General features: G+C 59.6%; 19 protein-coding genes. 8 read left to right on the plus strand and 11 right to left on the minus strand.

What is annotated here, in order from left to right:
- Nucleotides 1-173 precede the first annotated feature (173 nt).
- Both gap and OKC27_RS12120 read left to right on the plus strand, forming a co-directional pair.
- A complete protein-coding gene (gap, locus tag OKC27_RS12115) occupies nt 174-1,169 on the plus strand; it encodes a type I glyceraldehyde-3-phosphate dehydrogenase (protein ID WP_040099300.1) in 996 nt (331 codons plus the stop codon).
- A gap of 86 nt (nt 1,170-1,255) precedes the next feature.
- Nucleotides 1,256-2,122, plus strand: a complete 867-nt coding sequence (locus tag OKC27_RS12120) for a D-hexose-6-phosphate mutarotase (protein WP_163128957.1) — start codon at nt 1,256-1,258, stop codon at nt 2,120-2,122.
- A gap of 70 nt (nt 2,123-2,192) precedes the next feature.
- On the opposite strand, the gene nadA is transcribed toward OKC27_RS12120, so the two are convergent.
- A complete protein-coding gene (gene nadA, locus OKC27_RS12125) occupies nt 2,193-3,266 on the minus strand; it encodes a quinolinate synthase NadA (protein WP_270806305.1) in 1,074 nt (357 codons plus the stop codon).
- A 139-nt stretch (nt 3,267-3,405) separates the two neighbouring features.
- Here nadA and OKC27_RS12130 point away from each other — a divergent pair, with 139 nt between their 5' ends.
- The gene (locus tag OKC27_RS12130; RefSeq protein WP_270806306.1) at nt 3,406-5,511 is read left to right on the plus strand and encodes a methyl-accepting chemotaxis protein; all 2,106 of its coding nucleotides are present in this window, start codon (nt 3,406-3,408) and stop codon (nt 5,509-5,511) included.
- 69 nt (nt 5,512-5,580) lie between these two features.
- Here the strand turns inward: OKC27_RS12130 and OKC27_RS12135 are convergent, their stop codons facing one another.
- Nucleotides 5,581-6,036: an NfeD family protein gene (locus tag OKC27_RS12135; protein WP_234664588.1), complete on the minus strand. Its 456-nt coding sequence runs from the start codon at nt 6,034-6,036 to the stop codon at nt 5,581-5,583.
- Complete coding sequence (locus tag OKC27_RS12140) at nt 6,033-6,956, minus strand: SPFH domain-containing protein (protein ID WP_058052545.1); 924 nt, start codon at nt 6,954-6,956, stop codon at nt 6,033-6,035. The genes OKC27_RS12135 and OKC27_RS12140 overlap by 4 nt, the downstream gene beginning before the upstream one ends.
- 197 nt (nt 6,957-7,153) lie before the next feature.
- On the opposite strand from OKC27_RS12140, the gene cysG reads away from it, so the two are divergent.
- The 5 genes from cysG (at nt 7,154) to cysC (ending at nt 13,613) form a co-directional block, all read left to right on the plus strand.
- Nucleotides 7,154-8,602 (plus strand): siroheme synthase CysG, encoded by a 1,449-nt coding sequence (gene cysG / locus OKC27_RS12145; protein WP_270806307.1) that lies wholly within the window; start codon nt 7,154-7,156, stop codon nt 8,600-8,602.
- Nucleotides 8,603-8,673: 71 nt separating this feature from the next.
- Entirely contained in the window at nt 8,674-9,606 is a 933-nt protein-coding gene (gene cysD / locus OKC27_RS12150; RefSeq protein ID WP_320109984.1) for a sulfate adenylyltransferase subunit CysD, read from the plus strand.
- A gap of 12 nt (nt 9,607-9,618) precedes the next feature.
- Nucleotides 9,619-11,046 (plus strand): sulfate adenylyltransferase subunit CysN, encoded by a 1,428-nt coding sequence (gene cysN, locus OKC27_RS12155; RefSeq protein ID WP_270806309.1) that lies wholly within the window; start codon nt 9,619-9,621, stop codon nt 11,044-11,046.
- Between the two features lie 4 nt (nt 11,047-11,050).
- Nucleotides 11,051-12,775 carry an SLC13 family permease gene (locus OKC27_RS12160; RefSeq protein ID WP_270806310.1) on the plus strand — a complete coding sequence of 575 codons (1,725 nt, stop codon included), beginning with the start codon at nt 11,051-11,053 and terminating at the stop codon, nt 12,773-12,775.
- A gap of 247 nt (nt 12,776-13,022) precedes the next feature.
- Nucleotides 13,023-13,613, plus strand: coding sequence for an adenylyl-sulfate kinase (gene cysC, locus OKC27_RS12165; protein WP_270806311.1), 591 nt, complete (start codon nt 13,023-13,025; stop codon nt 13,611-13,613).
- 425 nt (nt 13,614-14,038) lie between these two features.
- Here cysC and OKC27_RS12170 read toward each other — a convergent pair whose 3' ends face one another.
- The 8 genes from OKC27_RS12170 to OKC27_RS12205 form a co-directional block, all read right to left on the minus strand.
- A complete protein-coding gene (locus OKC27_RS12170) occupies nt 14,039-14,854 on the minus strand; it encodes a nucleotide-binding protein (RefSeq protein ID WP_270806312.1) in 816 nt (271 codons plus the stop codon).
- A gap of 569 nt (nt 14,855-15,423) precedes the next feature.
- Nucleotides 15,424-17,061, minus strand: a complete 1,638-nt coding sequence (locus OKC27_RS12175; protein WP_270806313.1) for a methyl-accepting chemotaxis protein — start codon at nt 17,059-17,061, stop codon at nt 15,424-15,426.
- Nucleotides 17,062-17,319: 258 nt separating this feature from the next.
- On the minus strand, nt 17,320-18,180 hold the full coding sequence (locus OKC27_RS12180; RefSeq protein ID WP_111807073.1) for a TIGR03899 family protein: 861 nt from the start codon (nt 18,178-18,180) through the stop codon (nt 17,320-17,322).
- 104 nt (nt 18,181-18,284) lie between these two features.
- Entirely contained in the window at nt 18,285-18,761 is a 477-nt protein-coding gene (locus OKC27_RS12185) for a DUF3299 domain-containing protein (RefSeq protein WP_111807076.1), read from the minus strand.
- 31 nt (nt 18,762-18,792) lie between these two features.
- Nucleotides 18,793-20,040 carry an ABC transporter permease gene (locus tag OKC27_RS12190; protein WP_270806314.1) on the minus strand — a complete coding sequence of 416 codons (1,248 nt, stop codon included), beginning with the start codon at nt 20,038-20,040 and terminating at the stop codon, nt 18,793-18,795.
- Entirely contained in the window at nt 20,034-20,723 is a 690-nt protein-coding gene (locus OKC27_RS12195) for an ABC transporter ATP-binding protein (RefSeq protein WP_005354693.1), read from the minus strand. Before OKC27_RS12195 ends, OKC27_RS12190 begins: the two co-directional genes overlap by 7 nt.
- Nucleotides 20,724-20,727: 4 nt before the next feature.
- Nucleotides 20,728-21,312, minus strand: coding sequence for a DUF2796 domain-containing protein (locus OKC27_RS12200; RefSeq protein ID WP_270806315.1), 585 nt, complete (start codon nt 21,310-21,312; stop codon nt 20,728-20,730).
- Between the two features lie 31 nt (nt 21,313-21,343).
- Nucleotides 21,344-21,643, minus strand: coding sequence for a DUF2607 family protein (locus OKC27_RS12205; RefSeq protein ID WP_270806316.1), 300 nt, complete (start codon nt 21,641-21,643; stop codon nt 21,344-21,346).
- Nucleotides 21,644-21,675 lie beyond the last annotated feature (32 nt).

Consider the following 21,675-nt stretch of genomic DNA (forward strand, 5'->3'; position numbering starts at 1 on the left):
CTGGCACTTTTTTCGTCAAAATGTGGTAATCAGTTACATAAACAGAAAATTAATTTCACAGTTTTTCATGATATAGCGCAATTTCAGACAGAATGTTGGTTGACTCACCGGAGAGTTCTAGTAAATTTACAAGCGGAATTTTCTTTGACTACTGAACAGTTAGGTAACTAAATATGACTATCAAAGTAGGTATTAACGGTTTTGGCCGTATCGGTCGTTTCGTATTCCGTCTGGCCGCCGAGCGTGCTGACATCGAAGTTGTTGGTATCAACGACCTGATCGATGTTGACTACATGGCTTACATGCTGAAGTACGATTCAACTCACGGTCGTTTCAACGGTACCGTTGAAGTTAAAGACGGCAACCTGGTTGTAAACGGCAAAACCGTACGTGTTACCGCTGAGCGTGACCCGGCCAACCTGAAGTGGGGCGAAATCGGTGTTGACGTTGTTGCTGAAGCTACCGGTCTGTTCCTGACCGACGAGACTGCTCGTAAGCACATCGCTGCTGGTGCCAAGAAAGTTGTTCTGACTGGCCCGTCCAAAGACGCTACCCCGATGTTCGTAATGGGTGTTAACGACTCTACCTATGCTGGCCAGGACATCGTTTCCAACGCTTCCTGCACCACCAACTGCCTGGCTCCGATCGCCAAGGTTCTGAACGATACCTTCGGTATCGAGTCTGGCCTGATGACAACTGTTCACGCTACCACTGCTACCCAGAAGACCGTTGATGGTCCGTCTGCTAAAGACTGGCGCGGTGGCCGCGGTGCGGCTCAGAACATCATCCCGTCCTCTACCGGTGCAGCCAAAGCTGTTGGCGTAGTTATCCCGGAACTGAAAGGCCTGCTGACCGGTATGGCTTTCCGTGTTCCGACTCCGGACGTGTCTGTTGTTGACCTGACCGTTAACCTGAAGAAAGCTGCCACCTACGCAGAAATCTGCGAAGCGATGAAAGCTGCTTCCGAAGGCGCGATGAAAGGCGTTCTGGGCTACACCGAAGACGAAGTTGTATCTACCGACTTCCTGGGTGAGCGTCAGACCTCCGTATTCGACGCCAAGGCTGGTATCCAGCTGAACGACAAATTCGTTAAAGTTGTATCCTGGTACGACAACGAAATGGGCTACTCCAGCAAAGTTCTGGACCTGATCGCTCACATCTCCAAGTAATTTGGGATGCGCAATCGCGTAGCTTGAAAAAGGCGGCCATTGGCCGCCTTTTTGTTTTTCGGTTTCCCCTGATGACAGGAGTCCACATGCAATCCATTCGTCCCCTGACAGCCAATTGCAAGCTTGCCAACAATGCGGCCGGTCTGCCGGTTCTCACCATCAACAACGACTATGCCAAGGCCGAGATCAGCCTGTTTGGCGCCCATGTGCTGAGCTATCAGCGTCATGGCGAGCCAGCCTCCATCTGGTTGAGTGACAAGGCGGTGCTGGATGGCAGCAAGCCTGTTCGTGGCGGTATCCCGATCTGCTGGCCCTGGTTTGGCCCGGCGCCAGCTCGTGTCGGCAGTGGCAAGCCCTCCCACGGTTTTGCCCGCACCACCCTCTGGATGCTGGACGGGGTCTCTGATCACGCCGACGGCACGCTCGTTCACCTCTCTCTGCGCGACAGCGATGCCACTCGTGCCTTGTGGGATCACGCCTTCGAGCTGGAGCTGGACGTGCTGGTGGGCAAAGAGCTCTCGCTGGTGCTGACCACTCGCAACACCGGCGCACAGCCGCTGACTTATAGCGGTGCGCTACATACCTATCTGACCATCAGTGCGCCGGAAGCGGTGAGCGTGAGCGGTCTGGGTGAGCCCTATGCCGACAAGCTGACCGGACAGGATGCCAAACAGCAGGGTGCATTGACCCTGAACGGGCCGCTGGATCGGGTCTACTGGCAGCCAGAGGCGCTGGTGAGCGTGCAGGATGGTGAGCGCGAGACTCGGGTGGTGAGCGGCAACCACGACAGCGTGGTGGTCTGGACTCCCTGGTTGGAAGGGGCCACCGCCATGGCCGACATGAGCGACGATGGCTATCGCACCATGTTGTGTGTCGAGGCAGCTATCGCCGGCGAGGCGGGCGTGACCGTTGCGCCGGATGAGGAGCATTGCCTCTCCACCGTGATCATCTGAGCAGCATAGCGTTCAGATAAATAAAGAGGGCTCCCGCGGGAGCCCTCTTTGCATCTCGTGACGGCGGCAATCAGGCATTGCCCTGGGTCTTGAGCTTGAGTTCGGCGGCGAAGTTGAGCATCCGATCGAGGGGGATCAAGGCTTTGACCCGCAGTTCCTCGTCGACATGGATCTCGTGGCGCTCGGCCCCGTCGGTAAGGGCCTCCTTGATGGCCACCAGACCGTTCATCGCCATCCAGGGGCAGTGGGCGCAGCTGCGACAGGTCGCGCCATCGCCACCGGTCGGTGCTTCAACCATCTCTTTATCCGGACAGGCTTGCTGCATCTTGTAGAAGATGCCCCGATCGGTCGCCACGATCAGCTTCTGCTGGGGCAGCTCTTTGGCCGCCTTGATCAGCTGGCTGGTGGAGCCCACCGCATCGGCCAGCTCGATCACCGAGGCGGGGGATTCCGGATGAACCAGCACGGCGGCGTCCGGATTCTGCGCTTTCAGCTCGCGCAGGGCGCGGGCCTTGAACTCGTCATGGACGATGCAGTGGCCCTGCCAGCGCAGCATCTGGGCGCCGGTCTTCTTCTCGATATAGGCACCGAGATGACGGTCCGGGCCCCAGATGATCTTGTGACCCAGGCTGTCGAGGTGCTCGATGATCTCCAGCGCGATGCTGGAAGTCACCACCCAGTCAGCCCGCGCCTTGACCGCGGCCGAAGTATTGGCATAGACCACCACGGTATGGTCGGGATTGGCATCGCAGAAGGCGGAGAACTGCTCGATGGGGCAGCCCAGATCGAGGGAGCATTCGGCCTCCAGCGTCGGCATCAGCACCCGCTTGTGGGGGCTCAGGATCTTGGAGGTTTCGCCCATGAAGCGCACCCCGGCAACGATCAGGGTCTGCGCCTCGTGATCGCGGCCAAAGCGGGCCATCTCCAGCGAGTCACCAACGAAACCACCGGTGGCTTCGGCCAGCGCCTGGATCTCGGGATCCGTGTAGTAGTGGGCAACCAGTACCGCCTTGCGCTCCTTGAGCAGCGCCTTGATTTCTGTGGTCAAGGTCGTTCTCTGCTCGGCACTCAGGGGAAGAGGTTTGGCCGGAAAGGGGTAGTCCATCGCGACTACCGGCGGGACACTGCTCAGTGCATTGCTCATTGCGACTGTTCCATCAACGCTCGGGAAGGCCAAAATTATAACCAGAAGCCGACGACAAACCCATCACAAATCCGGTGAGCTGCAAGTTGACGAATATACTCAATTAATTCGTTGTCACGCTGCCATAAGGAGTTGTCGCATGAAGCAACGTTCCCTCAAGTTCAAATTGTTGTGCCTGACCATGGGACTGTTTCTGCTGACCGGGCTGGCCATGACCCTGTTGCAGTCAGCCTCTTTCAGTACCCTCCGTGGCATGGTGATGACCCAGACCAGCGATGCGCTGGAGCAAGAGGTCTCCCACAGCCTGCAGTATCAGGCTGAGCGCTATGCCATCCAGATTGCCTCGCTGATGCAGAACTCCTATCAGATCCCCCTGACCGTGACCGCCCAGATTGAAGCCGGGATGGTCAAGCCAGCGCTGCGGTTGTCGCGGCCCCAAGTCGAGTCTCTGCTCGGCAGCAGCTTGCAGCAGGCGAGTGGGATCAGCTCCATCTACGCCCAGTTTGAACCGGATGGTTATGACGGCGAGGATGGCAACTGGCTGGGTGGTGCCAGTCACTCGGTGGCGGGCAAGGGGAGCATGGAGATCTACTTCACCAAGGATCAGGGGGGCGCCGTGGCCCAGCAGCCGGTGGATGCCGCCGCCAGCGAGGCCAAGTTTGATACCTCTCTCAACGAGTTCGGCATTCGCAACAGCGAGTGGTATCTCTGTGGTCGCGATACTCGCCAACCCTGCCTGATGGAGCCCTATCTCTACGAAATCAGCCCGGGCAACAAGATGCTGATGACCAGTCTGACGGTGCCCATCCTTCACGATGGCAAGTTTGTCGGGCTGGCCGGGGTGGACATGAACCTGCCCATTTTCCAGCAGCTTGCCGAAACGCTGGGCAAGAGCCTCTATGACAACAAGGCCGATGTGACCATCGTCAGCAAGATGGGGCTGATTGTGGGCAGCAACCGCTATGCCGACAAGCTGGGGCGTCCGCTCAAGGAGGTGGGCCTGACCCTGCCCACCGGTCAGGCCGTGAGTAGCGACAGCGATTTTATTTTGCAACAACCGATCCGTATCGAGGCGGCCAATACCCAGTGGTGGTTGATGATCAAGGTGCCCAAGGCGTTGGCGCTCGACAAGGCGCGCACCATCAGCAGCGAGCTCGGCGCCCTGTTGGTGGATGCCCAGCAACAACAGATTGTTGCCATGGGCGGGATCACCCTGCTGGTGCTGGGACTGCTGGTCTGGTTTATCCAGACCATCACAGCGCCGCTTTCACTTATCAGCCGCCATGTGGGCCACCTCTCCAGCAATGAGGGGGACTTGACCCAGCAGATGGAGATCGACACCCATCAGGAGCTGATCGATCTTGGCGCCCAGCTCAATGCCTTCCTCGGCAAGCTGCGGGGTATGGTGCAAATGAGCAAGGGGATCGGCCAGCAGGTCTACCAACAGGCGCGGGAGATGAAACATACCGCCGACACCATGCGCAACAGTCTGGATGAGCAGAATCTGGAGCTGGAGAGCGTGGTGAGCGCCATGCACCAGATGAGCACCACGGCAGTCAGCGTGGCGGGTTATGCCGAGCAGGCGGCGCAGGAGTCGGAAGCGGCGACCCACCACATCAATACCGCCCAGCAGACCCTCAGCAATGCCCGTAACGAGATCCATACCCTGGTTGGTGATATGCATGAGGCGGATAAAGCGGTGGCGTTGGTGGCCCAGCGCAGCACCAATATCAGCCGAATCCTTGATGTGATCCGCGCCATTGCCGAGCAGACTAATCTGCTGGCACTGAACGCCGCCATCGAGGCGGCACGGGCGGGTGACATGGGCCGCGGCTTTGCGGTGGTGGCGGACGAGGTGCGGGCGCTGGCGACCAAGACCCGGGAGTCGACCGACGAGATTGGTCAGCTGATCGGTAGCCTGCAGACCGAAGTGAGCAGCAGTCAGCGTCTGATGAATACCGGTATCGAGCGCTCCACCACCACGGTGCAGGGCACCGAGCAGGCGTTCGAGGCGCTCAATCGGGTGGTGGCCCAGATCCAGCAGATCCACGACCACATCAGTCAGGTGGCCACCGCCGCCGAGCAGCAGAGTGCGGTGAGCGACACCATCAACCAGAACCTGATGCGGATCGGCGATACTGCCAACGTGATCGGGCAGGAGGCAAGCTCCAGCCATCAACTGAGCGAGGCGCTGGAGCAAGCGGCCACGGCGCTGGCCAGTCAGCTCGATCGGCTGCGTACCTGAGTGGCAGCCAGAGAGAAAAAAGCCCGCGAGTGATCGCGGGCTTTTTTATGGTTCGATGGCAGAGCGGCGTCAGTGGCGGGGTTCAACCAGCAGGATGTGGGAGTCGGCCCCCACCACCCTGACCTTGCTGCCCGCAGGTAGCGACTCATCGCAGCGCACCGTCCAGACCGTATCGTCCAGATGCACCCGGCTGGTGCCTTGCACGACATCATCCAGCAGGGTCAGCTCGCGGCCCATATAGCTCTGCATCCGCTCGTTGATGGTGCTGGCGGCATCCTGACCCGAGTTGTCACGCTGGTGCTGCCAGCGCCACCAGGCCCAGGTGGTGAGCAGGGATTGCACCGCAAACAGCAGCAGCTGCGCCTGCCAACCAAAGGGCCAGACCAGCAGCAGTAGGCCCACCTCCAGCGCGGCGATGCCGGTCCAGAGCAGGAAGCCCACCGAGCCGAGCACCTCGATGGCCAGCAGAATGAAGCCGAGCCCCAGCCAGTGCCAGTGGGTCAGCCCCTCGAACAGGGCTGTCATGACTTGCTGCCCTTGCCATCTTTGTTGAACAGCTCGGCCATGCCTGCCACCGAGCCAATCAGGCTGCCCGCTTCCAGCGGCATCATGATGATCTTGCTGTTGGGGCCTTCACCGATGCGGGCCAGCGCCTCGGTGTATTTCTGGGCCACGAAGTAGTTGATGGCCTGCATATCACCCTCGGCGATGGCCTGTGAGACCATATGAGTCGCCTTGGCTTCCGCCTCGGCAGCCCGCTCCCGCGCCTCGGCGGCGAGGAAGGCGGCCTGACGTTCACCCTCGGCCTTGAGGATCTGGGACTGCTTCTCGCCCTCGGCTTTGAGGATCTTGGACTGGCGCACCCCTTCGGCCTCTAGTACCTCGGCCCGTTTCTGGCGCTCGGCCTTCATCTGGGCGTTCATCGCTTCGACCAGCGCCAGTGGCGGGCGCACATCTTTAATCTCGATACGGGTCACCTTGATGCCCCAGGGGGCGGTGGCGGCATCCATGGTGCGCAGCAGCTTCTCGTTGATGGTGTCGCGCTGGGAGAGCATCTCGTCCAGCTCCATGGCACCGAGTACGGTCCGCATATTGGTCATGGTGAGATTGCGAATGGCGCTGGTGAGATCGTTGACCTCGTAACCCGCTTTGCGGGCATCCACCACCTGCACAAAGCTGATGGCGTCGATGGTGACGTTGGCGTTATCGCGGGAGATCACCTCTTGCGCCGGTATGTCCAGCACCTGCTCCATCATGATGATCTTGTGGCCGACCCGATCCACGTAGGGGATCAACAGGTTGAGACCCGGGGTCAGGGTGCGGGTGTAGCGGCCGAAGCGCTCCACCGTCCAGTTGTAGCCCTGGGGCACGATCTTGATGCCCGCGCTCAGGGTGGCGAGCACCAGGAACACGAAAATCCCTAGCACAATCAATGATTCATTCATCATTTAGCTCCTTATGAAACACAGTCCATAGCCTATGGTCTGGCGTCAGGTACCACAAGTGACTTCGTACGCCTTTGTCATGAATTGGCTTTGCTAATTACCAAAACGCATTAAAAAGCATTTTTTATTATTTTGAGGGATAAGCTGCCCTGCCTATAGTCGCCCCATATTAGTCGTGTTCCGAGGGATGGGCCGAAATGGATTATTTACCTATGTTTGCCAAGTTGGAAGGCCGCCCGGTACTGCTGGTGGGCGGGGGCGAGGTTGCCCTGCGCAAGGCGCGCCTGCTGCTGGCGGCCGGCGCCCGACTGACCCTGGTCTCCCCGGAACTTGAACCGGAATTTTCGGAATTTACCGGTCGTTTCACCCATCTGGCAGAGCGCTTCACCCCGGCCCATCTGGCAGGTCAGATTTTAGTTGTGGCGGCGACCGACAACCTCGAAGTCAACGCGCTGGTTTATCAGAGTGCCAACCAGCTGGGTCTGTTCGTCAATGTGGTGGATGACCCCAAACGTTCCAGCTTTATCTTCCCCTCGATCATCGATCGCTCGCCGCTGATGGTGGCGGTCTCCAGCGGCGGCAAGGCGCCGGTGCTGGTGCGCCTGTTGCGCGAGCGGCTGGAGAGCCTGCTGCCGCGCCATCTTGGCGGGCTGACCGAGCTCTCCGGCCGGGTTCGTGACAAGGCCAAGCGGGTGCTCTCTTCTATCTCCGACCGTCGCCGCTTCTGGGAGCGCGCCTTTGCCTCCAACACCCTCGCCAGCCTGATTGAGAAAGCCGATTGGCAAGGTGCCGAACAGTGGCTGAACGATGGCCTCGACCAAGCGAAAAGCGAAGTGGGCGAGGTGGTATTGGTCGGTGCAGGCCCCGGCGAACCGGGCCTGTTGACCCTCAAGGCGCTGCAACAGATTCAACAGGCTGAAGTGGTGCTCTACGACCAGCTGGTCTCTGCCGAGATCCTCGATCTGGTGCGCCGTGATGCCACTCTGGTGTCGGTTGGCAAGAAGGCGGGCGCCCACAGCGTGCCGCAGGAGGAGACCAATCGCCTGCTGGTGGACTACGCCAAGGCGGGCAATCGGGTAGTGCGGCTGAAAGGGGGAGATCCCTTTATGTTTGGCCGGGGTGGCGAGGAGCTGGAAGTGCTGGCCGATGAAGGCATCCCCTTCTCGGTGGTGCCCGGTATCACGGCGGCTGCCGGTGCCACCGCCTATGCAGGTATCCCACTGACTCACCGCGACCACGCCCAGAGCGCCGTCTTTATCACTGGGCATTGCCAGAAAGAGGGCAAGGAGCCCGACTGGCAGCAGCTCGCCGCCACCAGTCAGACCCTGGTCATCTACATGGGGTTGATGCGCTCCGAGCATATCCAGCAGCAACTGGTGGATCACGGCCGAAGCCAAGCCACCCCCATCGCCATCATCGAGCGTGGCACCACAGCTCGCCAGCGGGTGCTGACCGGCACGCTGGTTGATTTGGCGGAGCTGGCCAAACAGGCGGTGAGCCCATCGCTCATCGTCATCGGCGAAGTGGTTGCCCTGCGTGAGCGACTCGCCTGGTTTGGGGAAAAAAGCGGGGAAAAGAGCGGCGAGCAGCAGCGCGCTAACCTGGATCTCGATGGCTGCGACCTCAAGCTGGTGCAGCTTGCCTGAGAGCAAAGAGCTATTTGATGCGGCTGCCAGTGCGGCCGCGCACTGAACCACCCAGCGCCTTGAGCAGGCGCATAAGCAATGACCCGAGGACCAACATGGACCGTGAAAGATTGACGCACTTGCAGCAGCTGGAAGCCGAGAGCATCCATATCATCCGCGAGGTGGCTGCCGAATTTGAAAACCCGGTGATGATGTACTCCATCGGCAAGGACTCCTCCGTCATGCTGCATCTGGCCCGCAAGGCCTTCTATCCGGGCAAGATCCCGTTCCCCTTGCTCCACGTCGATACCGACTGGAAGTTCAAGGAGATGATCAAATTCCGCGACGAGACCGCCAAGAAGTACGGGTTGGATCTGATCGTCCACAAGAACCCGGAGGGCCTTGCTATGGGTATCAACCCCTTCGTGCACGGCAGCGGCAAGCACACCGACATCATGAAGACCGAGGGGCTCAAGCAGGCGCTCAACAAATATGGCTTCGATGCCGCCTTCGGTGGCGCCCGCCGCGACGAGGAGAAATCTCGTGCCAAGGAGCGGGTCTACTCCTTCCGTGACAAGTCCCACCGCTGGGATCCGAAGAACCAGCGTCCGGAGCTGTGGCGGGTCTACAACAGCCAGGTCAACAAAGGGGAGAGCATCCGGGTGTTCCCGCTCTCCAACTGGACCGAGCTGGATATCTGGCAATACATCTATCTCGAGAACATCGACATAGTGCCGCTCTACTTCGCGGCCATGCGTCCGGTGGTGGAGCGCAACGGCATCAAGATCATGGTGGATGACGAGCGCATGCCGCTGACCGCCGAGGATGAGGTGAAGCAGGAGCTGGTGCGCTTCCGCACCCTCGGTTGCTACCCGCTGACCGGGGCCATCGAATCCGATGCCACCACCTTGCCGGAAATTATTGAAGAGATGCTGCTCACCACCTCGAGCGAGCGGCAAGGGCGGCTGATTGACCACGATCAGGCCGGCTCCATGGAGCAGAAGAAGCGTCAGGGATATTTCTAAGGAGTCGTCAGCATGAACAGCCATATTCAGACCGCCATCACCGAACAGGGCATCGAAGCCTATCTGCATGCCCAGCAGCACAAGAGTCTGCTGCGTTTTCTCACCTGCGGCAGCGTGGATGACGGCAAGAGCACCCTTATCGGCCGCCTGCTGCACGACTCCCAGCAGATTTATGAAGATCAGTTGAAAGCGCTGGAGTCCGACAGCCAGAAGCTTGGCACCACCGGCGAGAAGCTGGACCTAGCACTGCTGGTAGACGGCTTGCAGGCGGAGCGCGAGCAGGGCATCACCATCGACGTGGCCTACCGCTATTTCTCTACCGCCAAGCGCAAATTTATCATCTCGGATACCCCGGGCCATGAGCAGTACACCCGCAACATGGCGACCGGCGCTTCCACCTGCGATCTCGCCATCATCCTGATCGACGCCCGCAAAGGCGTGCTGGATCAGACTCGTCGTCACAGCTTTATCGCGAGCCTCTTGGGCATCAAGCAGTTCGTGGTGGCGGTCAACAAGATGGATCTGGTGGAGTTCAGCCAGGAGGTGTTCGAGCGCATCAGTGCCGATTACCGCGAATTCGCCAGGAAGCTCAGCGTCGACACCATCCATATCGTGCCGGTCTCGGCGCTAGACGGTGACAACGTGGTCAACCAAAGCGACAAGCTGGCTTGGTACGAAGGCGAAACCCTGCTCTCCTTGCTTGAAACCGCCGAGGTGGAGCGCGAGCTGGAGCGTCATCCGGTGCGCCTGCCGGTGCAGTATGTGAACCGCCCCAACCTCGATTTTCGTGGTTTCGCGGGCACGCTCGCCTCCGGCATTCTGCGGGTCGGCGACAAGCTGGCGGTGCTGCCGTCGGGCAAGGAGAGCACGGTGACTCGCATCGTCACCTTCGACGGGGATCTGGAGTACGCCCTGCCGGGTCAGGCCATTACGGTCACCTTCGCCGACGAGATCGACATCAGCCGCGGCGACCTGCTGGTGGATGCCGCCAACCGTCCGCAAGTGACCCAGAACCTGCTGGCCCATATCGTCTGGATGGGGGAGGAGTCCCTGCAACCGGGCCGGGTCTACGACGTCAAGCTGGCCACCAAGAAGAGTCGCGGTCAGGTGGAGGCGATCCGCCACCGCATCGAGATCAACAAGCTGGATGAGCTGCCTGCCAGCGAACTCAAGCTCAACGAGATCGGCCTGTGCGAGCTGAGCCTTACCGACCCGGTGGCGTTCGACCCGTATCGGGAGATCCGCGATACCGGCAGCTTTATCCTGATCGACCGGCTGACCAACGTCACCGTCGGTGCCGGCATGATCGTCGAGGGCTTGGCCGCGAAAGCGGTAAAAGGGCACTACAGCGAGTTCGAAATCGAGCTCAATGCGCTGGTGCGCAAGCACTTCCCGCACTGGCAAGCCCTTGCCATCGGTAACGACACAAGCAAGGAATAAGCCCATGACCTGGCAACAATCCCTGGTGCTGGGTCTGCTGGCTGCTCTCGTGGCCCTGCTGATCCAGGGCAAACTCCGCCCGGCGCTGCTCTTCTCGGGCGCCGTGCTCATCACCTACCTGAGCGGGCTGGCGGATATCAATGCCGTGGTGGCGGGCTACACCAACAGTGCCCTGCTGACGCTGGTGCTGTTGCTGCTGGTGTCGCTGGCGGTGGAGAAGACCCGCATCATGAGCTGGTTCGCCAATCTGGTGGGCACGGGTTCATTCAACAAGGTGCTGGTGAAGGTGTGGTTCTCCACCGCCTTCCTGTCTGCCTTCGTCAACAACACCGCCGTGGTGGCCTCCATGCTGGGAGCGGTCAAACGCAACCCCAACCATGCGCCGTCGCGACTGCTGCTGCCCATGTGCTTCGCGGCCACCTTTGGCGGGGTGCTGACCCTGATCGGCACCTCCACCAACCTTATCGTCAACAGCTTCCTCATCAAGATGGGGGCGCCGCCGCTCGGCATGTTCGACTTCTTTATGGTGGGGGCGGGCACCCTGCTGACCGGTCTGGTGGCCGTGCTGCTGTTTGCCCGTCACCTGCCGGTGCAGGATACCGAGATGAGCCGGGAATCTGGCTACTTTCTCGAAGCCAAGGTGGGCGCCGGTTCACCGCTGGCGGGGCGCAGCGTCAAGGAGAACGGCCTGCGCAGCCTGAAAAGCCTCTATCTGGCGGAAATCATTCGCGGCGATCAGGTGATCTGCCCGGTGCAGCCGGAACACGAGCTGCACGAAGGGGACATGCTGCTGTTCTGCGGCGACGTGGAAAGCGTCGGCGTATTGCAGGAGATGAAGGGGCTGGATCTCTACGGCCAGCACCGCCTCAACGGCCAGCATCTGGTGGAGGTGATCGTCAGCCACAGCTCGCGGCTGGTGGGTCAGACCATCAAGGATGCCGAGTTTCGTACCCACTTCGATGCGGTGGTGCTGGCGGTACGCCGCGGCGAAACCCAGCTTACCGGTGGCCTCGGACAGATTGAGCTGCACGCCGGTGATACCCTGCTGCTGGCCCCCGGCCCCCAGTTTGCCCGCAACAAATCGCTGGGGCGGGAGTTTGTGGTGGTGAGCGGGCTGGAAGCCTCCACCCGTCTCGATGGCAAGCGCAGCGCCGCCGTGGTGCTGGGGTTTCTCGGGGTGCTGGCGCTCTCGGTATTCGATCTGGTGCCGCTGTTCAAGGGGTTGCTGCTGATGCTGGTGGCGCTGCTGCTCACCCGCATTCTGACCCTGGACGAGATCCGCCGCCGCTTTCCGCTGGATATCTGGCTGGTGGTGGGCGGGGCGCTCGCCATCGCCGATCAGCTGGAAAAGAGCGGACTGGCGCGGCTCATCGCCGACTGGCTGATGGGGGAGTTCAACGGTGCCAGCCCCATCATCGCCTTTATCGGTATCTATGTGTTTACCCTGGTGCTGACCGAGCTGATGAGCAACAACGCTGCCGCCGCGCTGGCCTTCCCCATGGGTTACCAGCTGGCGCTCAGCATGGATGTCTCGACCATGCCGTTTATTCTGGCGGTGCTGTTCGGGGCGAGCTCCAGCTTTATCCTGCCCTACGGCTACCAGACCAACCTGATGGTCTATGCCGCGGGCAACTACAAGATGCCGGACTACCTCAAGCTGGCCCTGCCGGTCTCGCTGGCCTATAGCCTCGGGGTGATTGTGATGGTGCCCCTGCTGTTTCCGTTTTAAGGCGTGAGCGCCAATCAAGGCGTGTTGGATGAGCAATACCATGGCATCAGCACGTTGTCGGCTGATAGTCCGAGGCGGCTCCCCGTGGTTCCGAGCAGTTTAAGTTTTGAGGCGTGAGCGCCAATCAAGGAGTGTGGGATGAGCAATGCCATGGCATCAGTAAGTTGTCGGCTGATAGTTTGAGGCGGCTCCCCGTGGTTCGGACAGTTTAAGTTTTGAGGCGTGAGCGCCAATCAAGGAGTATTGGATGAGCAATATCGTGTGGCACAACCATGCCGTGGACAAACAGAGCCGGGCCAAATTGAAAGGGCAAAAGCCGCTGGTGATCTGGTTTACCGGGCTCTCGGGGGCGGGCAAATCGACTCTGGCGGGGGCGCTGGAGCAGGCGCTGGCGGCACAAGGCAAGCACACCTATCTGCTGGATGGCGACAATGTGCGCCACGGTCTGTGCGGGGATCTCGGCTTCGACGATGCTGCGCGGCAGGAGAATATCCGCCGGGTCGGCGAGGTGGCAAAACTGATGGTGGACGCGGGTCTTATCGTGCTCACCGCCTTTATCTCGCCGTTTCGTGCCGAGCGCGAGCTGGTGCGCAGCCTCTTGGGCGAAGGTGAGTTTGTCGAAGTCTTTGTCGATGCGCCACTCGCCATCTGTGAAGAGCGCGATCCCAAGGGGCTCTATAAAAAAGCGCGGGCAGGGGAAATTCGCAACTTTACCGGTATCGACTCCGCCTACGAGGCACCGGAGCAGCCGGAAATTCATCTGCTGAATGCCGGTAAACCGGTAGATACGCTGGTGGATGAGCTGCTGACCGCCCTGCGGCAGGGGAACTACCTGTAGTTGGATCGGAAGAACGTATAACAAGCGCCCGGCAGCCGTTAAGTTGGCCACCACAGGCGCTGATGGGCTGGCGGCAGCCACTATAAGCAAAAGTTGGGTCATTATCGGAAAACCCATAAATCCAGCTGATAGTGGCGCCGACAAGCCTTGAGCCACCCCAAGGCGGTCGATAGCAACCCCGCAAAGGGATCTTCCGATCCTTGCTTATATCGCGGCAGGGTTATTCGAGATTGTCCGAATACGCTGCGCTATTCGAACCTACGGGCTAGGTTTTCATTCATTCTATGAATTTGAGGGGTAGCCTTATTTATAACGTAATTTTTTAGTGGAAAAATAGATAATTCATAGGTTGATGTATGTGAAATTAAACGAAATAGGGATGGAGACCATCCCTGATAATAATGTGTGTGTATGGTTGTGCGTTGTTAAACTTGGATTTTGTATCCTGCGGCTTTGAGTTCTCGGATTATAGAGTATGCCTGCGATTCGATAGATGTGTCTATTTTCTTGTATACGATACCCGCTAGGTCACTGGGAATTGAAACATCACCTTTGTGTAGACAGCTAACTCTTTTTCGGCCGAGTCTCCCAACAAAATAACCGAACTCAAAAATGACATTGGGCCTTGCACGAGACTCCTTTTTTCTGTCTCCATCATGGAGTGCTTCTTGATCTATCGTATAGGCGATCTCATCTGGAGTGAGGAGGATGAATGCATATCCAACATCGCTGTGTTTTTCAAACTTCTCTATGATTGTTGCGCCAGCATCGACTTGGCGGTGTAGCACTATAGGTTGCAAACCAATCTCGTGAATAAATCGCTCCACATCATTTTTTAGCTCTGAATCATGTCCGTGAACGATGAAAACTTTGTTGGAAAGTGCTGGTGATGTATTTTCGCTTCCGGTTTTGTTTAGTTCACCAAACAAGTCTTCATGTAATGCATCGCGGGTATTTTCAAGGGCTTTTAAAAAGGATGATTTTGCTCTCTCAAAATTTTCAGGTTTAAAACCTGATGTTGGAATGTCGCTAGCAACAGCAGCAAGCTTTGCCGCTGGACTGTTCCTTTCCATTAATTTGTTTACGATATTTAATGAGCGGGTTTTCCACTCTAACCACTCCGCCTTATCTTTACCACCGAAATCACCTCGGAAACTCTCGTTTGGATAGCAAAAGTTTCCAAAGTTGAATTTTTTTCCCTCTTCTATTAGATGTTCCAAAACTGCTATCTGGCTATCCATTTTATTTCTCCTAGAGGCCTAAATAATTTTATAAGCAAGGCGGAATCTGCTTTTAGGCTATCCAGCGCGAATGTAGATATTGAGCTGATGGAGACCCCTTCAAAATTTACTGCAGCGTAACATGCTGCTTTGCTTGCTTGATTCCGCCTAGTCGGTGCAATGACTATCGTTCGTTCAGCCAGATTATCTCGTCTGTTGGAGTTCGCTACGCTCTGCACCAACCTGCAAAAACCACGCTACCGCCCCTGAATTTCAGCCTCCAGTCTGCTGCTTGTTTCCTGCGTTTTGGCACTGGTTTGGCTCATGGCTGACTCCTGCGAGAGGTTGCCAAGCGGCTATGTTACCGAACGGGGCTGGGGTGAGAAGTACAAGCGGGCGTTTTTCTGAGCAAGATCAATAAATTAATAAATAACGGACGGCGATATAACCGCTCAACAGCGGGCGCCATCAACGCAGGGGAAAATCGGACGGTGAAAGCGGGTGTGCCACCCTCTTGTTGGCGGACACTAAAAAACCCTATGGGCCTGCTGGCCCATAGGGTTTTTCTGCGGTGATTGTTTGTGTGGTGGTTATCTGGCTTGGCGAACCGGCACGGCGCGGGTGGTGGCCACTTCGTAGCGGCTTTGGCTCGCCGGGGCGGTTTTCTGGAACTGGCGTACCAGCCGGTCGAGATCGCTCAACTGGTTTACCAGCTGGGTGATGCCGTGCACGGCATGCTGGCTGCCGACGCTGGAGTCATCGGCCAGGGTCTTGATGCTGAGCACGTTGCGGTTGATCTCGGCGGTGACGTGGAACTGCTCCTGCACCGCCTGGGCAATCTGGCCGCTGCCGGAGGCTACTTGCTGCAGCATATTGTTGATCTGCTGGAGTATGGTGCCGGTCGCCGAGGCTTTTTGCTGGCAGCTCTCGGAGAGTTGGCAGCCCTTCTCCATCGCCTGCTCTGCATCCCCGGCGCTGGTTTGCAGCTCGGTGATCATCTTCTGGATTTCGCTGGTCGAGGATTGGGTCTTGATGGCGAGCGAGCGGATCTCGTCGGCCACCACCGAGAAGCCGCGACCCGCTTCGCCAGCCCGGGCCGCTTCGATGGCGGCGTTGAGGGCCAGCAGGTTGGTCTGGTTGGCGATGTTGTTGATCACATCGAGGATGCCGTCGATATCGCGGCAGTGGCCGACCAGCGCGCTGATGACGACCTTGGAGGTGGTCAGCTCGCTGTTCATGCCCGCCACGGCAGCCACGGTTTCGGCCACGCTGTGGTTGCCGCTCTTGAACAGGTCGGCGGTCTTGTCCAGCAGGCTGGAGGATTCGCTGGAGCTCTGGGACACCTCGCGAATGGACTCGGACATCTCGGTCACGGCGGTCGCTACCTGATTGGTTTCGGCCTGCTGCTGTTGCAGGTTGTCGGTGATGGACTCGGCGTTGCGCAGATCCCCCTCGGCGGCCAGCAGGATCTTGCTGCAGGTCTGCTGGGTGCGGGCCAGCACGGCGTTGAACTCGGCCTGATTCATCACCATCGAGAGTTCGATGGCGGCGATGTTGTCCACCTTGTTGGTGTAGAGCAACTGCATCAGCGGGTTGTCAAAGCGGCTGCGAGCCAGCTTGTTGAGCTTGCCGAGGCGGCGGGAGAGGGCATTCAGGGTGATGGCCGCTATCGCCAGTGGCAGGGCGGCCAGCGCCAGTTGCCAGTTCATATCGTGGTTGTAACCCAGCGCCAACATGGCGATCAGGCTCAGCAGCAGGCAGAGGTTGATGGTCAGGGCATGGGAGAAGGTGGGCAGCTTGAGCGCCAGCGGCAGCTTGTCGTTGCGAAGGTCGGCATAGACCTTCTCGGCCCGCTGTTTGATCTCTTCGCTCGGGGCGGTGCGCACCGACTGATACTCCACCACCCGGCCGCTGGCATCCTTGATGGGGGTGACAAAGGCGCTGACCCAGTAGTGATCGCCACTCTTGCAGCGATTTTTCACTGGTCCCATCCAGCTCTTGCCTTCGCGAATATGGTTCCACAGATCGGCAAAGGCCTGTTTCGGCATGTCAGGATGGCGCACCAGATTGTGGTGTTCCCCCACCAGCTCGTCGAGCGAGAAGCCTGCTATCTCGCAGAACTCATCGTTGGCATAGGTGATGCGGCTCTCCAGATCCGTGGTGGAGATCAGGCTCTGGTGGTCTGGATAGAGGCGTTCTCTTTGGGTTACCGGTTGATTGATTCTCATGGCCATGCTTCCGAGCTGTGGTGGTTGAAGTTTGATCTGCATCAAGCTTCAAAGCAAAGGGCGGGCCATCAATTACGTTAAATGATTTTTGTGTCAATAAAGGGGCGCAGCCACTGAATGTGGCGCTGCTGTCGTTGCAATGTGCAAAAAACGAGCGGCAAGGGGCGAGGGGATCTGCATTTTGCACCTCACTTTGCTGAGTGAGGTGCAGTGATCGGGAGCTGTGGTGCGTCGGTGGGCGTGTTCCCCCATCGACGATCAGAGGGCGGCGTCAGGGGTGGGCGGTGTGGTCTCGCTGACCTGATGCTGGACCTCGATCTGGATCCCCTGCACCAGCACGGTTTTCAGATCCTGCAGGTACTCCTCCAGCGGCGACTCTTGCAGCAGCTGGGCGAGTTCGTTGCCCACCGGGGTGAGGCGGTAGTAGAGCAGGGTGATGTTGTGCTGCTTGCACTGCAGCCGCCAGCGCTGGTTGCCGAACTCCAGCTCGACCCCGTCGGCGGGCAGCGGGCCGGACTCCAGTTCCGCGCGGTGTAGCAGCCCCAGTTCAAACAGCTGCAGCAGGGCGTTGTAGGGCAGCCGGTATTTGCCAAGGCCGAGGCGCGTCGCCTTGGCGCGGCTCAGCAAACTGGCCCCCTTGTGCAGCCCCAGCAGCAGCCGTTGCTCGTCGCTGCCCGCATAGTGGCAGGTGAGGGCGCAGACTCGCTGGAACAGCATGGCTTCGCGCTGGGTCATCTCTTTGAGGGTGGAGAGCGCCCGGATGGAGAAGCGGCCCGGCGTGGCTACCTCGATGGCGAAGATGCGGCCCCATAGCTGCTGCATCGGCACCATGCTGATATCTTCCGCCAGTTGCAGGAAGCGGGTCAGCCAGTCACTGTCCATCTCCCCGCCAGCCGCGGTCTCTTCGCAGTGGCGGGAGGCCATCACCATGATGGCTTCCAGATTGCGCTGGCGGGCGGCTTGATCCGCCAGATGGCGAAAGGTGGCGCGCTGTTCGAAGGTGCTGTCGCTGTTGCGGGTGAGCATGCCGTCGATGCCGCGACTGCGGGCCAGACGCAGGGTCTGCTCCTGGCTGCTCAGGATCGAACTCTCTTTTTTCGGGGGGGGGAGGTCTGCCATGCTGACTCCATTCGCACAGGTTCTGGAGCTGAATGTTACTCCAACCGGGATGCCAAGATAACAAAGCGGCCTCCGTGGAGGCCGCTTTTTTTGCAACGGGAGGATTACTCCTCGTAGACGCTCACCTCGACCGCTTCCATCGAATAGGAGGCGGTGGCCATCTCGTGGCTGGAGCTGACCGTGCGCATCTTGCCTTTCACCCAGATGGCATCCCACAGATCATCCACCGGCGCACCCTTGGGGTAGCTCACATAGATCACCTGATTGGTGGGGGGCGGCGGCACATGGATGCAGGCGCCGAAGTAGGGCACCAGCAGGAAGGCGGTGATCTTCTTGGCATCCCCTTCCAGCGGCACCACGAAGCCCGGAATGCGCACATCCTGGTTGTCCAGCTTCTTGTTTACCCCGCCCACCGGTTGCGGCACGGAGGCGAGATCCCCATCGTGGCTCACCTGCGGGGGGGGCAGCAGTTTTTCCCCTTCCGGGATGAGCACATCCCAGTCGATGGTCTTGTAATCGGCGGCCAGGGCGGGCAGCACCAGCAGGCTGGCGAGCAGCGCCACTATTTTCCACTTCATCATCTGTCCTTCTGTTTCTATTTAGGGCGTCTCGCTAGACACGAATGCTCATGCCATCGCTCAGGCTGTAGCGGTAAGCGCGGGCGGCAGGGAGCAGGCCAATTACCATGCCTGCCAGCCAGACTACCCCCAGCAACTGCCACTCGTAGGTGCTCGGCAGCCCCAGACTCAGTTGCAGGCCATAGTGGCTGAGCAGCCAGGGCGAGGCAAGCCCCTGCCCCAGATAGAGCACGGCGACCCCGAGAGCGATACCGACTGTGGTCAGCGCCATCGCCTCCAGCGCCAGCAGCAGGAACAGGTGGGCAGGACCCGCGCCGAGGGATCGCAAAATAGCGAGCTCCCGGCGCCGTTCGTTAAGCCCCGCCAGCAAGGTAGTCAGCATGCCGATAAGGCCAGCTACCACCACAAAACCGGCGATGACCGACAGGGCAGTTTCCGCCACGCTCATCAGGCTCCACAGCTCCTGCAGGGCGGCGCCCGGCAGGATCGCCATCAACGGCTCTTTGGGATAGGTGTTGACGCTGCGCTGCAGCTGGAACGCCAGGATCCGGTTGCTCAACCCCACCATAAAGGCGGTGATAGTTTTCGGGGTGAGATCCTGCGCCAGCGCTTGCTCCGGCGTCACGTTCTTGCTGTGGCGGCCGGTATCCCAGCCCAGATGGATCGCCTCGATCCCCGCCAGCGGCACATGGATGGTGCGATCGATGGGCGTACCGGTCGGTGCCAGAATTCCCACCACCTTGAACGGCAGATTGTCGTGCTGGCTGAACGAAGTGTTGCCCGCGCCGTGGGCGATGACGATGGCTTGATCAAGCCGATAACCCAGCTTCTCGGCCACCTGAGCGCCGAGCACCGCTTCAAACGGTGTCTCGAACGGCCGCCCCTCGCGCAGTTGCAGCGACTGCTGCTGACCGTACTTCAGGTGGGTGAAGTAGTCGCCATTGGTGCCGAGCACCCGAAATCCCTTGTGGGAGTCGCCAAGCGAAAGCGGGATGGTCCAGGCGACGCCCGGTTTCTGCTTGATGGCCTGATAGGAGTCCCACCCCACGTTGTTGGTGGGGTTGCCGATGCGAAACACCGAGTAGAGCAGCAGGTTCACCTGACCGGAGCGGGCGCCGACGATGAGATCGGTGCCCGAGACGGTGTTGGAGAAGCTTTCGCGGGCCTGAGTACGCACCCGCTCCACCCCGAGCAGCAGGGTGACGCTGATGGCGACGGCCAGCAGGGTGAGCCCGGCGGTGAGGCGGCGGGCCCAGAGACTTTGCAGGGCGAGCTTTAGCACGTTGCCCTCCGGTTAAGTTGTTGCAGGTTTTCGACCCGTGGGAACAGGGGTTCGAGGTAAGGGTCGTGACTGACGAAGATCAGGGTCGAGCCCTGCTTGTCGCACTCCTCGAACAACAGCTTGATAAAGGCCGCCCGGTTGTCGGTATCGAGGGCCGAGGTGGGCTCGTCGGCGATCACCAGCGGTGGTGAGCCGATCAGCGCCCGCGCGGCGGCAACCCGCTGCTGCTGGCCGATGCTGAGGGCATGCACGGGACGATGCAGCGCTTCGTCCGGCAGTTGCAGCTCCGCCAGCAGACGGCGCGCCTCCTGCTCCGGACTCCCTTGCAGGCGAGCCCGTTTGGCGGGCGAAAAGGTGAGGGCAGCGGTGACGTTGTCCTGCACCGAGAGAAAGGGCAGCAGATTGAACTGCTGGAAAATATAACCCAGATTGGCCGCCCGGAAGTGGTCACGGGCACGGCCAGAGAGCCGGGCCAATGGTTGGCCCAGCACCTCCAGGGTGCCGTGGTTGGCAGTCTGGATCCCGGCCAGCAACCCGAGCAGGGTCGATTTGCCGGAGCCCGACGGGCCCTTGATAAAGACTCGCTCGCCCTCGCGGATGGTGAGGGCGGGCAGATCGAGTACAGCGTCGCCACCTGGCCAGGCAAAGGCCAGATCGCGGATCTCAACCACGGCTTTTTTCATGGCGTTACCAGCTCAGCTTGTTAGCGGATGGGGTCAGCTCGCCTGCGGTCTGGCCGGTGGGCAGGATCCCCTGCACGCTCAGCTTCTCAAGGCTCGGATAGACGCTGAACAGGGTCGCCTCAAGGCCGGTCAGTTTGGCGGGCGTGGCGCAGGTGTAGGTGTACATGGCGCCCATGTCGGCGTGACCCGCTTCGTCATGATCATGGTGGTGTTCATGCTCGTCGCTGGCAGCCTTGTCATGGTCATGGTCATGGTCGTGATCATGCTCTTCTTTGGCGGCTTGCAGCTCCTGCCGGGTCAGTTTGCAGCCAGCGGCCGGGTCGAAGCGGAACAGGGCGTCAGGCTGCTGGAGGCGGGCGACCGCCTTGGCATACTGCGCCTTCTCTTCATCGCTCTTGGCGGCGTGCTCGAAGCCCACCAGATCGGCAGCAGGGGCCTGCAGCTCGATCATCAGCTGATCGCCATCGACCACCAGATTGAGGTGACCGTGGCCATGCTCGTGGGCACCGTGGCTGTGGCTCTCGTGTTCGTCGTGATTTGCGTGTGCGCCAAAGGCCGCTGCGGCCAGCAACAGAGTAACTGCTTTCATCTTTAATCCTTTTTCAAAAAAAATAGCGAAATTAAACAAAGGGATAGAGAAAAGCAGAGGCTGGCGGTGCCCGGATGACATAGCTGTGCAGCGTGGCGGTATCCGCCGATCGTTGCATGGTTGCAACAGCGGGCAGAGCCGCAGTCGCACTGGGGAAACAATAGGGGGTGGCGGTGATGACCTGCTTGCCATCCAGATGGAGGGCGCAAATCAGGCAGTGATGGTCGTCGTGACCGGGCAGGGCGGATTCAAGCTGATGCCGGGCAAGGGCAGGCTGCAGCCATAACCAGCCCAGCAGCAAGATCCAGATTTTCAGCTTGATACGACCCATAGACCCTTATGGAAAGGGCGCCATCAGCGCCC

Source organism: Aeromonas sp. QDB62 (assembly GCF_027705695.1).
Lineage (GTDB): Bacteria > Pseudomonadota > Gammaproteobacteria > Enterobacterales > Aeromonadaceae > Aeromonas > Aeromonas allosaccharophila.

Bases quoted from the DNA above. Each gene is read 5' to 3' on its own strand.
- gap (WP_040099300.1), top strand. From the start codon at position 174: ATGACTATCAAAGTAGGTATTAACGGTTTTGGCCGTATCGGTCGTTTC.
- OKC27_RS12120 (WP_163128957.1), top strand. From the start codon at position 1,256: ATGCAATCCATTCGTCCCCTGACAGCCAATTGCAAGCTTGCCAACAAT.
- nadA (WP_270806305.1), bottom strand. From the start codon at position 3,266: ATGAGCAATGCACTGAGCAGTGTCCCGCCGGTAGTCGCGATGGACTAC.
- OKC27_RS12130 (WP_270806306.1), top strand. From the start codon at position 3,406: ATGAAGCAACGTTCCCTCAAGTTCAAATTGTTGTGCCTGACCATGGGA.
- OKC27_RS12135 (WP_234664588.1), bottom strand. From the start codon at position 6,036: ATGACAGCCCTGTTCGAGGGGCTGACCCACTGGCACTGGCTGGGGCTC.
- OKC27_RS12140 (WP_058052545.1), bottom strand. From the start codon at position 6,956: ATGAATGAATCATTGATTGTGCTAGGGATTTTCGTGTTCCTGGTGCTC.
- cysG (WP_270806307.1), top strand. From the start codon at position 7,154: ATGGATTATTTACCTATGTTTGCCAAGTTGGAAGGCCGCCCGGTACTG.
- cysN (WP_270806309.1), top strand. From the start codon at position 9,619: ATGAACAGCCATATTCAGACCGCCATCACCGAACAGGGCATCGAAGCC.
- OKC27_RS12160 (WP_270806310.1), top strand. From the start codon at position 11,051: ATGACCTGGCAACAATCCCTGGTGCTGGGTCTGCTGGCTGCTCTCGTG.
- cysC (WP_270806311.1), top strand. From the start codon at position 13,023: ATGAGCAATATCGTGTGGCACAACCATGCCGTGGACAAACAGAGCCGG.
- OKC27_RS12170 (WP_270806312.1), bottom strand. From the start codon at position 14,854: ATGGATAGCCAGATAGCAGTTTTGGAACATCTAATAGAAGAGGGAAAA.
- OKC27_RS12175 (WP_270806313.1), bottom strand. From the start codon at position 17,061: ATGAGAATCAATCAACCGGTAACCCAAAGAGAACGCCTCTATCCAGAC.
- OKC27_RS12180 (WP_111807073.1), bottom strand. From the start codon at position 18,180: ATGGCAGACCTCCCCCCCCCGAAAAAAGAGAGTTCGATCCTGAGCAGC.
- OKC27_RS12185 (WP_111807076.1), bottom strand. From the start codon at position 18,761: ATGATGAAGTGGAAAATAGTGGCGCTGCTCGCCAGCCTGCTGGTGCTG.
- OKC27_RS12195 (WP_005354693.1), bottom strand. From the start codon at position 20,723: ATGAAAAAAGCCGTGGTTGAGATCCGCGATCTGGCCTTTGCCTGGCCA.
- OKC27_RS12200 (WP_270806315.1), bottom strand. From the start codon at position 21,312: ATGAAAGCAGTTACTCTGTTGCTGGCCGCAGCGGCCTTTGGCGCACAC.
- OKC27_RS12205 (WP_270806316.1), bottom strand. From the start codon at position 21,643: ATGGGTCGTATCAAGCTGAAAATCTGGATCTTGCTGCTGGGCTGGTTA.